Here is a 13,250-nt window from a genome sequence, read left to right on the forward strand (position 1 = left end):
GGTTAGCCGAAAGCCTCGATCCTGGGTGTGGCGGGCGCCGTGCCGCCCGCCGCGATGAGCCGGGCGTAGTAGCGCCCGGAGTCCTTGATGGTACGCACGCCGCTCGCGTAGTCGACGTGCACGAGCCCGAACCTGGGCCGGTAGCCCAGGGCCCACTCGAAGTTGTCCATGAGCGACCAGTGCAGGTAGCCCCGCACGTCGGCACCCGCGTCGATGGCGGCGCCGACGGCTTCGACGTGGTCGCGCAGGTAGGCGATGCGCCGGTCGTCATGGACCCGGCCGTCGTGGGTGGGGGCGTCGCCGAAGACCCCGCCGTTCTCGGTGATCATGAGGGGGACGCCGGGGAAGCGGCGGGACAGGCCGATGAGCAGGTCGCGCAGCGCGCCGGGGTTGATCTCCCAGCCCTCGTCGGTCCGCGCGACGTCGCCGCTCGGGCCGACCACCTTCCAGGGGAACGGGGCCGGCGGCGCGGCGGCCATGACGCGGCGCGTGTAGTAGTTGATGCCGAGGTAGTCGCTGCGCCCGCCGATGGCGGCCTCGTCGCCGTCGGCGATGAAGTCGAGGCCGTGGCCGAGTGCCCGTTCCCAGTGCTCGCGCATGTCGGCGGGGTATCCGTCGCCGAGCAGCGGGTCGAGGTACCACCGGTTGACGTAGCCGTCGGAGCCGGCCGCCGCCGCGCGGTCCTCGTCGCTGTCACCGGCCGGGTCACAGGGGAAGAGGCTGAGCGCGCAGCCGGCCTTGACGCCCTGGTGGGCGTGCAGCACGTCGGCGGCGGCGCCGTGGCCGAGCAGCACGTGGTGCCCGGCCTTGACGGCGGTGCCGAGGTCGGCGACGCCGGGCGCGTGCAGGCCGAGCTGGTAGCCGAGCAGCGCGATGATCCAGGGCTCGTTCTGGGTGATCCACCAGGTGACGCGGTCGGCCAGGCGATCGGCGACGGCCTGCGCGTACGCGGTGAAAGCGTTTACGGAAGAGCGGTCCGCCCAGCTCAGCCCGGCCGGCATGTCCCAGTGGTTGAGCGTCAGCACCGGCTCGACGCCCGCCTCCAGCAGCGCGTCGGTGAACCGCTCATAATGGTCGAGCGCCTTGGGGTCGGGGTGCGCGCCGCCGGGCATGACGCGGGACCAGCCGGTCGAGAAGCGGTAGGCGGTCAGGCCCAGCTCCTTGACCAGCTCGATGTCCTCGCGCCAGCGCACGTACGAGTCGCAGGCCCGCGAGCCGTCGCCGCCGCCCTCGACCGCGCCGGGGCGGCGGCAGAACGCGTCCCACACCGACTCGCCCCGGCCGTGATGTCCCTCGATCTGGTACGCCGAGGTGCCCGCGCCCCAGAGGAACCCGTCAGGAAAGCTCATCCCTTGCTTCCCGTCGTCGCGATGCCCTTGATGAAGTGCTTCTGGCCCAGGAAGAACAGGATGATCATCGGGATGGTGGTGATGACGCTGGCCGTCATGACGATCTCCCAGTGCCACTCACCGCCGAACCCGAACTGGTCGAGCAGCGCCTTCAGCCCGCGCGGCACGGTGAAGGTCTCGGAGTCGCGCAGGTAGATGAGCGGCCGCATGAGGTCGGTCCAGGCGGCCTGGAACTCGAACAGCAGGGTCACCACGACCGCCGGCTTGCACAGGGGCAGGGCGATGCGGGTGAAGATCTTCCAGTTGTTCGCGCCGTCGATCTTGGCCGCCTCGAACGGCTCGCGCGGCAGGCCCATGAAGAACTGCCGCAGCAGGAAGATGTAGAAGGCGCTGCCGAACAGGTTCTGGGCCCACAGCGGCGTCAGCGTGCCGACCGCGCCGAGCGAGTTCCAGATGAGGAAGACCGGGATCATCGTGACCGCGCCCGGCAGCATCATCGTCGCCAGCACCACGCCGAACAACGCGTTCCTGCCGGGGAAGCGGAAGTAGGCGAACCCCCAGGCCACCATCGCGCTGGTGACCGTCACGGCCACCGCCGCCAGCACCGTCACCAGCAGCGTGTTGGCCATCCAGAGGCCGAGCGGGGCCTCCTGCCACACCTGGATGTAGTTGTCGAAGGTGAACGTCTCGGGGATGAGCCGGTTGTCGAACACCTCGCTGCGCGGCTTGAAGGACGCGCTGAGCAGCCAGATGAACGGGTAGATGAACGCGACGGTGAACGCGCCCAGCGCGACCCAGGTCAGGATCTTCGCGGCGCGCCTCATGGGTTACCCCCTTCGTAGTGGACGTAGCGCCTGGTCACCACGATCTGCACGGCCGTGATCGCCATGATGACGATGAACAGCAGCCAGGCGAGCGCGGAGGCGTACCCCATGTGCAGGAACTCGAAGGCCTGCTGGAACAGGTAGATCGCGTAGAACAGCGCGGCGTCGTTGCTGTAGGTGGTGTTGCCGGCGCCGAAGAAGGCGGTGTACGCCTCGGTGAACGACTGCAGGGCGTTGATGCTGTCCACGATGAACAGGAAGAACAGCGTGGGACTGATCATCGGCACGGTGATCCGCAGCAGCCGCTTCCACCAGCCGGCGCCGTCCACGAGGGCGGAGTCGTACAGCTCCTGCGGGACGCCGCGCAGCGCGGCCAGGATGATGACCACGGAGGAGCCGACCGTCCACAGGTTCATCAGCACCAGGGCCGGCTTGACCCAGTTCGGGTCGGTGGTCCACGCCGGGCCGTCGATGCCGAAGACGCCGAGGAAGGCGTTGATCAGGCCGTCCTGGCCGTTGAACAGCAGCAGCAACAGGATGCCGATCGCGACCGGCGGCGTCATCTTCGGCAGGAAGAACGCCGTACGGAAGAAGCCGGTGGCCTTGCTGGCGCTGTTGAGCAGCAGCGCCAGCCCCAGCGCGACGACGAGGTGGGTCGGCACCGACAGCACGGCGAACACGAACGTGTTCCACAGCGCCAGGCCGACCTTCGGGTCCTCGAAGAGCTGCACGTAGTTGTCGAAGCCGACGTAGTTCGGGTCGTTGATGACGTCGTAGTCGGTCAGCGACAGGTAGGCGCTGTTGATGACGGGCCACGCGGTGAAGACGACGAAGCCGATGATCCAGGGGCTGATGAACAGCAGCGCCGCCCTGGTCTCGATGAAGCGCGCGCTGCGCCGCCGTGGTGGCCGTCCTGGTGTTCTGGTACGGGAAGGGGACATCTCAGTTCGTACGCTTCGTCCAGCCGGCCCATGCCTTGTCGAGCGCCGCCTGGGCGTCCTGCTGGGCCTTGTCGAGGGCGGCCTGCGGCTCGTCCTGGCCGTTGAGCACCCGGTTCACGGCGTTCTGCCAGGCGTCCTTGAACTCCTTGTCGGCCGGGTTGGCGGGGAGGCTGAAGGTGTTCTTGTTGGCCTCGTAGAACGCCTTGACGCCTTCGTCCCAGGTGGCGCCGCCGGAGGTGAGCATCTTCTCGATCTCGGCGTCGGCCTTGACGTTGCCGGTGAGGATGCCGGTGAACGGCTTGCCCTCGGCCTTGCGCTTGTCGAGGCGGGCCTGGGCGGCGGCCTTCCAGGTGTCGACCAGGGTCATCGACTTGGCGAAGCGGCAGGCCGCGCCGGGGTTCTTGGCGCCCTTGGGGATGGCCCACGACGAGCCCGACGAGTAGGCCAGCGCCTTGCCCTCCGGGGTGCGGAAGGTGTCGAAGGCCATCGGCGCCTTGGGCGAGACGTCGTTGAGCACGTTGACGTACCACTGCTCCATCGGCATGGCGCCGAGGGCGTTCTTGGCGTACTGGTTGCCCTTGCCGAAGAAGTCGGCCGAGTCGCGCACGGCCTTGACCTTGGCGAAGCCGCCCTGCGCGTCGTAGATGGAGACGGCGAACTGCAGCGCCTTCACCACCTCGGGGCTGTTGAGCTGGGCGGTCCTGCCGTCGGCCGAGAGCAGGTCGGCGCCGAGCGACTTGGCCCACAGCGGCAGGAACTCCGGCAGCTTGCTGTCGAAGCCGATCACCTTGAGCTTGCCGCCGGGCGCCTTGACCAGTTTCTTGGTCGCGGCGGTGATCTTCTCCCAGCTGGAGCCGTTGACGTCGTCGATGGTCAGGCCGGCCTCCTTGAGCAGGTCGGCGTTGGCCATCGTGATCTGGACCTGGTTGAACTCGGGGATGGCCCAGATCTCGTCGCCGAAGGTCACCTGGGCGAGGGCGTTGGGGTTGTACATCGAGGTGTCGATCTGCTCGCCCTGGATGCAGGCGGTCAGGGGGATGATCGCACCCCGTGAGGCGAAAGTGCCGATCTGGTCGCGGTTGGCGTAGATGATGTCCGGCGGGTCGCCGGCCGCGACCGAGGACAGGAACTGCTGGATGTCCAGGTCACCCTCGATCAGCTTCACGTCGGCGCCGCCGAGCGCCTTCTTGGCCAGATCGACGCGGGTGGTCCCGATCTCGTCGGTCGCGCCGAAGCCCATGGCCGAGATCGTGCCCTGATAGGAGGCACCGGGGTTGTACTGGCCTGCCGACGGGGTCGGGTCGGCCGCTCCACCGGTGCCCTTGGCGCACGACGTGAGCGCCAGCGCGAGGGACACGGACAGGACGGACCAGCGGACAAGTGGGGTTCTCATTGGGGGTTTCGCCTCCACACTGATCAAGCGGGGCATCAGGCATGCTGATGACGGCCACGTGGCGCCAGGCCAGTGTGGCAACGTTCACACATCTGAGAACGTACCCATACCGCTGAAATCCCGTCAACCACTCCATCCACTGCGTTTCGGTGACGTTAACAACTCCAAGGGTGTGGGACGCCCCACTGGGACACCTGTCGGGAACGACCACAGCCCCTTCCCCGTCGGCGATCCCGTACACGCGCGAGGGCCCGGCCGAAGCGATCGGCCGGGCCCTCTGGTGCAGGCGCCCTGGGGCAGGGGGGTAGGGCGCCCTTCTGGGAAAGCCCCGTGCGGGTCAGCCCCGGATCAGTGCGTGCTCGCCTTCTCCGCGCCGACGCCGGTGAGCGAGCGGACCTCGATCTCGGCGTACTTGGCGGCGTTGTACTCCTTGCTGAGGACGGTGCCGATCCAGCCGCACAGGAAGCCCAGCGGGATCGAGACGATGCCGGGGTTGCTCAGCGGGAACCAGGCGAAGTCGGCACCCGGGAACAGCGCCGTCTTGCCGCCGGAGACCACCGGCGAGAAGATGACCAGCAGCAGGGCGGAGACCAGACCGCCGTAGATAGCCGAGACCGCGCCGGCGGTGTTGAACCTCTTCCAGAACAGGCTGTAGAGGATCGCCGGCAGGTTGCCCGACGCCGCCACCGCGAACGCCAGCGCCACCAGGAACGCCACGTTCTGGCCCTGGGCGAGGATGCCCAGGCCGATCGCCACGGCGCCGATGACGAGGGCGGAGATGCGGGCCACGACGACCTCCTGCCGCTCGGTGACCTGGCCGCGCTTGAAGACGTGCGCGTACAGGTCGTGCGAGAAGCTGGAGGAGGAGGCCAGCGTCAGACCCGCCACCACGGCCAGGATCGTGGCGAACGCCACAGCGCCGATCAGCGCCAGCAGGATCGTGCCGCCGACGGAGCCGAAGATCTCCTCACCGATGCGCTGTGCCAGCATGGGCGCCGCGGTGTTGCCCGCCGCGTCGCCCGCGGCGATCGCGTCCTTGCCGACCAGGGCCGCCGCGCCGAAGCCGAGGACCAGGGTGAGCAGGTAGAAGACGCCGATGATGCCGATGCCCCAGAGCACCGACTTGCGGGCGTCCTTGGCGGTGGGCACGGTGTAGAAGCGGATGAGGATGTGCGGCAGGCCCGCGGTGCCGAGCACCAGCGCCAGGCCCAGGCTGATGAGGTCGATCTTGCCGGCCAGGCCCTGCGCCTCGGTGCCGTACTTCAGGCCGGGGATCAGGAAGCTGCCGGGGTTGCCCGAGGGGCCGCTGGTCGCGGCGGCCTGGCCGAGCAGCGCCGAGAGGTTGAAGCCGAACTTGCCGAGCACCAGCAGCGTCACCAGCGCGGCGCCGCTCATCAGCAGCACGGCCTTGACGATCTGGACCCAGGTGGTGCCCTTCATGCCGCCGAAGACGACGTACACGATCATGAGGGCGCCGACGCCGATGATCGTCCACGCCTTGCCGGCCTCGCCGGTGATGCCGAGCAGCAGGCCGACCAGCGCGCCCGCGCCGACCATCTGGGCCAGCAGGTAGAAGATGCTGACCACGATGGTGGAGACGCCCGCCGCCGTACGGACGGGCCGCGGGCTCATGCGGAAGGCCAGCACGTCGGCCATGGTGAACTTGCCGGAGTTCCGCATCAGCTCGGCCACCAGCAGCAGCGCCACCAGCCAGGCGACGAGGAAGCCGATCGAGTAGAGGAACCCGTCATATCCGGACAGGGCGATGATGCCGGCGATGCCGAGGAACGAGGCGGCCGACATGTAGTCGCCGCCGATCGCCAGGCCGTTCTGCACGCCGCTGAACGACCGGCCGCCCGCGTAGTAGTCGGCGGCCGTCTTGGTCTGGCGGCTCGCCCAGACGGTGATCGCCAGGGTGAAGGCCACGAAGGTGAGGAAGAGAATCATCCCCAGGGTCGTCGAGCTCACTGAGTCTTCTCCTCCACCTCGTGCCGCAGCTTGTCAGCGATCGGGTCGAGCTGCTTCTCGGCGTGCCTGGAGTAGGCCCACGCGATGAGGAAGGTCGACACGAACTGCAGCAACCCGAAGATCAGCCCGACGTTGATCTCGCCGAACAGCTTGATGCCCATGAAGTCGCGCGCCCACCCCGACAGCACCACATACAGCAGGTACCAGACGAGGAACGCCACGGTCATGGGGAACGTCCAGCGGCGGAAGCGCCGCTTCAGGTCCTGGAACTCACTGCTCTCCTGAACTTGCTCATAAACCGATGCGTCATGTTCTTGTGTCGTCACGAGACCTCCACTGTGATGCGGATCACGCCCAACGTAAGAGCGCAACCTACCCGGCGTGGAGATGCCCCGAAGGGTTGTTCGGCGAGCCGCTGATGCACCGCGCTTAGTTGGAACGGGCTTGCGGCGAAAGGTCCGTCTGGCGCGATGAGCGGTCGGTTATCCCTTTCACTCCCTTACCGGTCATCCCTTCACCGCGCCCGCCGTCAGCCCCTCCACGATGTAGCGGCGGACGGCGGCGAACAGCACGAGCGTCGGCAGCACCGAGACGACGGTGGCGGCCGCCATCGAGCCCCAGTCGATGTCGTACTGGGTGATGAAGGAGTTCATGGCGACCGGGATCGTCTTGGCGTCCTCGCTGTCGATGAACGTGATCGCGAGGAACAGCTCGTTCCAGCACTGCACGAACGCGAAGATGAACGTCGCGGCGATGCCGGGCAGCATGACCGGGATCACCACGCGCACCATGGCCACGAGGCGCGAGGCGCCGTCCACCTGGGCCGCCTCCTCCAGCGCCACCGGCACCCGCTCGTAGAAGCCGCGCATGATGATCGTCGAGAACGGCACCAGCATGGCGACGTACACCAGCATGAGCCCGGCCAGCCGGTTGAGCAGGTCGAGGTCGGACATCAGCAGGTAGAGCGGCCCGAGCGCGATGAACAGCGGGATCATCTGGGTGACCAGGAACGCCAGCATCAGCGCCCCGCGCCCGGGAAAGGCGAAGCGGGCCAGCGTGTAGCCGCCGAGCACGCCGATCGCCGTCACCACCCCCGCGGAGACGAGCGACACCAGCAGCGAGTTGAGCAGGTACGTGCCGAAGTCGGCGAACGAGAACAGCTCCTGGTAGTGCTCGAACGTCACCTTCGACGGCCAGTAGCGCAGCGGCACCGAGAAGATCTCCGGCTGCGGCTTGAGCGAGGTGACGACGATCCAGTACAGCGGGAACAACGTGATCAGCAGCCAGCCGCCCAGCACGAGCACCTTGGCGGTCGTGGCGAGGCGCCGCAGCGGGGTGCGCGCGGTCATCGGGCCTTCTCGAATCTCGTGGCGTTCAGGTAGAACACGCTGAACGCCAGCAGCAGCCCCAGCACGAGCAGGCCGACCGCGCCGGCCCTGCCGTAGTCGCCGCCGATCACCTGCTGGATGAGGAACGTGGTGACGATGTCGGTGCTGCCGGCCGGGCCGCCGCCGGTCATGGAGTAGATCAGGTCGGGGAAGTTGAGTATCCAGATGATCCGCAGCAGCACGATCAGCGCCAGGGTGGGCCTGATGTGCGGCAGCGTCACGTGCCAGAACCGCCGCCACCGCGAGGCGCCGTCCACGGCCGCGGCCTCGTAGAGCTCGCCCGGCACCGACTGCAGCGCGGCCATGATCATGATGGCGAAGAACGTGACGCCGTACCAGATGTTGGCCACGATCACCGACGTCATCGCCCAGCCGGGCGTGGCGAGGAACCCGATGCGCTCGTCGATGATCCCCGCCTTGAGCAGCAGGTCGTTGATCACGCCGAACTGGCCGTTGAACAGCCACCGCCACAGCAGCCCGATCAGGAACCCCGACATCGCCCACGGGAAGAACACCCACGCCTGGTAGAGCCCGCGCCCCCGGAAGTGCCCGCGCAGCAGCAGCGCCAGGCCGAAGCCGAGGAAGAACTGGAAGAACAGCGAGACCGCCACCCACGTGCCGGTGTTGCGCAGCGCCGTCCAGAACCGCTCCTCCGCCAGCACCGCGCGGAAGTTCTCCAGGCCGGTGAACGGGGTCGCGGTCAGGTCGAACAGCGAGTACCGCTGGAACGCGATGACCGCGCCCCTGATCATCGGGTAGTACGTGAACAGCGCGACGAACACCACGCCCGGCAGCAGGCACAGCGCGATGAACCGGGCCCGCCGGACGGTGAACGTCCTCAAGAGACCTTCTTGGCCTGGTCGGCCCAGAAGGCGTCCCATGCCTTCAGCACCTCGGCCGTGCTCTTCTTGCCGGTGATCAGGGCCTGCACGTCACGGTCGGAGTCGACCAGGAACTGGCTCCAGCCCGGATAGTCCACCGGCCTGATCGTGATCACCTGTTTCGGGTCCTGCTGCGCCTCCAGGTACGCCTTCCACGCGCCCTGCGAGAACTGCGGGTCGCTCTGTGCCTGCTTCGAGATCGGGATCAGCGAGTTGCCCTTGGCGAAGGCGATGCTCTGCTCCGCCTCCGACAGGTACTGCACCAGCTTGACCGCCTGCTCCGGGTGCGCGCTGAAGGAGGTGACGCCCCAGCCGGCGTAGCCGACGGGCTGGAAGGCGTACCCGGTGGGGCCCTTCGGGATGGGGGCGGTGGCCCAGTTCGTCAGGCCGCTCTCCTCGACCGTCTTGATGACCTCGGGGTCCTGGATGAGCATGCCGGTGACGCCCGAGGTGAAGCCCTGCACCATCTCGGGGAAGCCCCAGGCCACGGAGTCGGGCGGCGACGCCTCACGGTAGATCTTGACGAACAAGTCGAGCGCCTGCGCCGCCTCGGGCGTGGCGAAGATCGTCCGCTTGTCCTTGAGGAAGAACGACTTCTCCGGGTCGAGCGCCTCTCCGTTGTACGCGCTGATCATCATCACCGCGTAGTCGGCGCCGCCCTTGCCGCCGCGGAAGGAGTAGCCGTAACGGTCGCCGGTGGTCTGGGCCTTGCCGGCCTCGTACAGCTCCTGCCAGGTGGCGGGCGGCCGCGTCAGGCCGCGGTCGGTGCGGTAGAACAGCGTGCGCTGGTAGAAGCCGTACGGGATGAGGTACGCCTTGCCGCCCACCTCGACCGCCTTCTTCTGGGCCAGCTCGGTCAGGTCCGACCAGCCGGCCCAGCCGGTCGTGGGCAGTTCGGCCAGCCAGCCGTTGTTGGAGAAGGACTTGGCGGTGTGGTCGCGCACCTCCAGCACGTCCAGGTCCTTCTTCGTCTGCAGGATCTGGGTGATCTTCTGGTCGGCGCTGTCGAGCGGCGGGGAGACGAGCTCGACGGTGACGCCGGGGTTGGCCTGCTCGAAGCCGTCGAGGAGGGACTTGATGAGCTTCGTACGTTCTGGACTGGTCAGACTCTCGATCATCCGGAGCCGCACCTCTCCCCCGGACCCGGAGGATCCGGAGGAGGAGCCGCAGCCCGCGAGGACGAGCGTGGCGGCGACCGTGGCTGCTAGGAGGGGATTTCTCACGACGAGCCTCCCGCGAAGGGCAGACAGCGCTGTCAATCACGATGCTGTCCTTCACGTTAGGCGGACATGCCCTCCAGCGCCAGACCGAGATCCTTGATCAGGGTGTCCGCGGGCTCCAGGCCGACGGACAGGCGGACGAGGCCGACCGGGATGCCCATGGTGACGCGGACGCTCTCCTCGGTGGTCAGCGCGGGCGCGTTCACCAGGCTCTCGAACCCGCCCCACGACACCCCGATCCGGAAATGCCGCAACTGGTTGATGAACCGGCCGACCTGCTCCCGCGACTCGGTGTCCAGCACGAGGCTGAACAGGCTGGAGAAGCCCGACATCTGCCGCAGCGCGACCGCGTGCCCGGGATGCGACGGCAGCCCCGGGTGGTTCACCTCGCGCACCGCGGGATGGCCCTCCAGGAACGCCGCCACCGCCAGCCCGCGCTCCTGGTGCGCCGCCATCCGCACCGGCAGCGTACGCAGGCCCTTGATCACCTTGGCCGCGTCATGCGGCGACATCGCGGCCCCGTACAGCTGGTACTCCTGCAACGCCAGCGGCCTGACCAGCCGCGACGGCCCCACGACGACGCCGCCCACGAGGTCGCTGTGCCCGCCGACGTACTTCGACAGCGAGTGCACGACGAGGTCCACCCCCATCGTCAGCGGCTTCTGGAACAGCGGCGTGGACCAGGTGTTGTCCATCACCGTCAGCAGCCCGCGCTCGCGCGCCCAGGCCGTCACCTCCGTGATGTCCACGATCTGGTAGGCCATGTACGACGGCGACTCGAAGTAAAGTATTCGGGTGCTGGGCCTGATAGCGCTATCACCTGCCGCGAGGTCGTCGACGTGCGTATGCGACACCCCGAACTTCTCCAGATAGCGCAGGAACTGCGTGGTGGGCCCATAGACCGCACCCAGCACCAGCACGTGATCGCCCGCCGACACGAGCGAGGAGATGGTCGCCGAGATCGCGCCCATGCCCGAGCCGAAACACTTCGCGCGCTCTCCCCGCTCCAGCGCCGCGAGCTTACGCTGGGCGAGATCCACCGTCGGGTTGGTCCCCCGCCAGTAGACGTAACGCTCGTCCTCGTCCTTGACGGCCGCGCCCAGCTCCTCCGCCGTCTCGAACGTGAACAGCGAGTTCTCGAACACCGGCGGGTTGACCGCGCCCAGCACCCAAGGCTCGTCCTCACCCAACCGGCCACAGATCCATTCGTCATCCATGGGGGCACACTATGACAGCGCGGGAGAACGGCGACCTCGTGGTCTCGCTGAACGACGGTCAGGAGGCCGCCACGCGCAAGCCCACCATGGCCGACGTCGCGCGGCACGCGGGCGTGAGCCTCAAGACCGTCTCCCGGGTCGTCAACCAGGAGCCGCACGTGCGGGCCTCGCTGCAGCAGCGGGTGCAGGCCGCCATCGACGCGCTCGGCTACCGCCGCAACGAGGCCGCCGCCCGGCTCGCCAGGGGCGCCTCCATGCTGACGCTCGGGCTGGTCATGGAGAACATCTCCAACGAGTTCTACGGCCGCCTGGCCGCCGCCGTGGAGGCCGCCGCCGCCGAGCACGAGGCGCTCGTCGTGTTCGGCTCGTACGAGGAGAGCGCCGACAAGGAGCGCATGCTCATCGAGTCGATGTACGCCCGCGGCGTCGACTCCCTCATCGTCGTGCCGTCGGCCGCCGACCACGGCTGGCTGGCCAGGCACGCCGGGCTCACCACGGTGTTCGTGGACCGGGTGCCGCCCGGCCTGGTGACCGCCGACGCGGTGCTGCTCGACGACGTGCGGGGCGGCCAGGTCGCCACCGAGCACCTGCTGGCCCACGGCCATCGCAGGATCGCGCTCATCTCCGACGACGAGGACATCAGCTCGGTGCACGACCGGGCCGCCGGTCACCGTACGGCGCTGGCCGCCGCCGGGGTGCCCGCCGACGAGACACTCGTGGTGCACGCGGTGTACGACCCCGCCCGGGTGGCCCGCGAGGTCGCCAGGCTGCTCGACCTGGCCGACCCGCCCACCGCGTTCTTCGCCACCAACAACCGGGCCGCGATCGGCATCCTCCAGGCGCTGCGCGAGCGGCCCGAGCGGCCCGCGTACGTGGGGTTCGACGACTTCGCGCTGGCCGGCGTGTTCAACCCGGGCGTCACCGTGGTCCGCTACGACACCGCGCGGCTCGCCAGGGCCGCCGTGGACCTGCTGCTCAACCCCTCGCGCGCGGGCCGCAGGGTCAAGGTGCCGATCGAGCTGGTGGCGCGCGGCTCGGGCGAGCTGCCGCCCCCATGACGCCCCCCATGACGCCCGCCATGACGCCCGCCATGACGCCCGCCATGACGCCCGCGTGACACTCAAAACCCGGTCACGTCTCCACAAGCTCCGCACGCCCGGCGGATGAGCGGGTACCCCCTGTCTCGACCGACGGGGAGCAGAGCATGTCCGAGGGCGCCGAGGAGGCCAGGGTCGACACCGACCCGGACGTCTATCTCGACGTGCCCGAGGTCAAGGTGGACGAGATCACCCTCGACGTCCAGGACCTGCGGGCCAGGGTGTCGCTCCAGGCCGAGGTGCTCGACCTGCTCAAGCTCAATGTCGGCGCGGACGTCTTCCTCGGCAGCGTCAACCTCACCATCAAGGGGGTGGAGGCGCAGGCGCTGCTGAAGGTGCGGCTGGACAACGTGGCCCGCATCATCGACCGGGTCCTGCAGACCATCGACACCAACCCGCAGCTCCTCGAACACCTCACCAGGGGCGTCGGCCGCGCGGTCGAGGACATCGGCCTGGGCGCGGGCCACGCGGTCCGCGACGTCGGCGCGGGCGCCGGTGGGGCGGTCAGGGACGTGGGCGCCGGTGCCGGCGGCGCGGTCAGGGACGTGGGAGCGGGCGCCGGCGGCGCGGTCCGCGACCTGGGAGCGGGCGCGGGCGGCGCCGTACGGGACGTCGGCGCGGGCGCGGGCGGGGCGGTCAGGGACGTGGGCGCGGGCGCCGGCGACACCGTCCGCGAGGTGGGCGCGAGCACGGGCGACACCGTCCGCGAGGTCGGGTCGATCACAGGCGCCCCGGGGGAAGGGGAGCACCATGCCGAAGCCGGAACGCCCGGAGAACCCCGACGTGGAGATCAGCGCCACGGCGAAGGCGAAGGAGCTGCGCTTCCACGACCGTCCCAAGGTGGTGGTGCGCGCGCATGCCGAGCCGGATGGCGAGTGCTTCTGGGGCAGCGACCGGACGAACCTGCCTGACCAGGTGGAGCCGGACGTCACCTACCAGGACATCCGCATCGACTTCCGCATCGGCGCCAAG

General features: G+C 68.8%; 12 protein-coding genes. 2 read left to right on the top strand and 10 right to left on the bottom strand.

The window, feature by feature from the left end:
• Window positions 1–2: 2 nt before the first annotated feature.
• The 10 genes from ACFFR3_RS24545 to ACFFR3_RS24590 form a co-directional block, all read right to left on the bottom strand.
• Window positions 3–1,349 (bottom strand): GH1 family beta-glucosidase, encoded by a 1,347-nt coding sequence (locus tag ACFFR3_RS24545; protein WP_364364324.1) that lies wholly within the window; start codon window positions 1,347–1,349, stop codon window positions 3–5.
• Window positions 1,346–2,173: a carbohydrate ABC transporter permease gene (locus ACFFR3_RS24550; protein ID WP_345386831.1), complete on the bottom strand. Its 828-nt coding sequence runs from the start codon at window positions 2,171–2,173 to the stop codon at window positions 1,346–1,348. The genes ACFFR3_RS24545 and ACFFR3_RS24550 overlap by 4 nt, the downstream gene beginning before the upstream one ends.
• Window positions 2,170–3,114 carry a carbohydrate ABC transporter permease gene (locus tag ACFFR3_RS24555; RefSeq protein ID WP_345386832.1) on the bottom strand — a complete coding sequence of 315 codons (945 nt, stop codon included), beginning with the start codon at window positions 3,112–3,114 and terminating at the stop codon, window positions 2,170–2,172. The genes ACFFR3_RS24550 and ACFFR3_RS24555 overlap by 4 nt, the downstream gene beginning before the upstream one ends.
• Window position 3,115: 1 nt before the next feature.
• Window positions 3,116–4,507 (bottom strand): type 2 periplasmic-binding domain-containing protein, encoded by a 1,392-nt coding sequence (locus tag ACFFR3_RS24560; protein WP_364364319.1) that lies wholly within the window; start codon window positions 4,505–4,507, stop codon window positions 3,116–3,118.
• A 348-nt stretch (window positions 4,508–4,855) separates the two neighbouring features.
• The gene (locus ACFFR3_RS24565; RefSeq protein ID WP_512699780.1) at window positions 4,856–6,475 is read right to left on the bottom strand and encodes a monocarboxylic acid transporter; all 1,620 of its coding nucleotides are present in this window, start codon (window positions 6,473–6,475) and stop codon (window positions 4,856–4,858) included.
• Entirely contained in the window at window positions 6,472–6,801 is a 330-nt protein-coding gene (locus ACFFR3_RS24570; protein ID WP_345386835.1) for a DUF485 domain-containing protein, read from the bottom strand. Before ACFFR3_RS24570 ends, ACFFR3_RS24565 begins: the two co-directional genes overlap by 4 nt.
• A 180-nt stretch (window positions 6,802–6,981) precedes the next feature.
• Window positions 6,982–7,824, bottom strand: a complete 843-nt coding sequence (locus tag ACFFR3_RS24575; RefSeq protein WP_379483908.1) for a carbohydrate ABC transporter permease — start codon at window positions 7,822–7,824, stop codon at window positions 6,982–6,984.
• Window positions 7,821–8,705 carry a carbohydrate ABC transporter permease gene (locus ACFFR3_RS24580; protein WP_345386838.1) on the bottom strand — a complete coding sequence of 295 codons (885 nt, stop codon included), beginning with the start codon at window positions 8,703–8,705 and terminating at the stop codon, window positions 7,821–7,823. Before ACFFR3_RS24580 ends, ACFFR3_RS24575 begins: the two co-directional genes overlap by 4 nt.
• Window positions 8,702–9,862, bottom strand: coding sequence for an ABC transporter substrate-binding protein (locus tag ACFFR3_RS24585; protein ID WP_364364313.1), 1,161 nt, complete (start codon window positions 9,860–9,862; stop codon window positions 8,702–8,704). Before ACFFR3_RS24585 ends, ACFFR3_RS24580 begins: the two co-directional genes overlap by 4 nt.
• Window positions 9,863–10,023: 161 nt before the next feature.
• Window positions 10,024–11,181: a trans-sulfuration enzyme family protein gene (locus ACFFR3_RS24590; protein ID WP_364364310.1), complete on the bottom strand. Its 1,158-nt coding sequence runs from the start codon at window positions 11,179–11,181 to the stop codon at window positions 10,024–10,026.
• 11 nt (window positions 11,182–11,192) lie between these two features.
• On the opposite strand from ACFFR3_RS24590, the gene ACFFR3_RS24595 reads away from it, so the two are divergent.
• Entirely contained in the window at window positions 11,193–12,239 is a 1,047-nt protein-coding gene (locus tag ACFFR3_RS24595; RefSeq protein ID WP_364364307.1) for a LacI family DNA-binding transcriptional regulator, read from the top strand.
• Between the two features lie 146 nt (window positions 12,240–12,385).
• Window positions 12,386–13,189 (top strand): TrbL/VirB6 family protein, encoded by an 804-nt coding sequence (locus ACFFR3_RS24600; RefSeq protein WP_345386844.1) that lies wholly within the window; start codon window positions 12,386–12,388, stop codon window positions 13,187–13,189.
• Window positions 13,190–13,250: the final 61 nt, after the last annotated feature.

The sequence above is a fragment of the Nonomuraea salmonea genome (genome assembly GCF_042428605.1).
Taxonomy (GTDB): domain Bacteria; phylum Actinomycetota; class Actinomycetes; order Streptosporangiales; family Streptosporangiaceae; genus Nonomuraea; species Nonomuraea salmonea.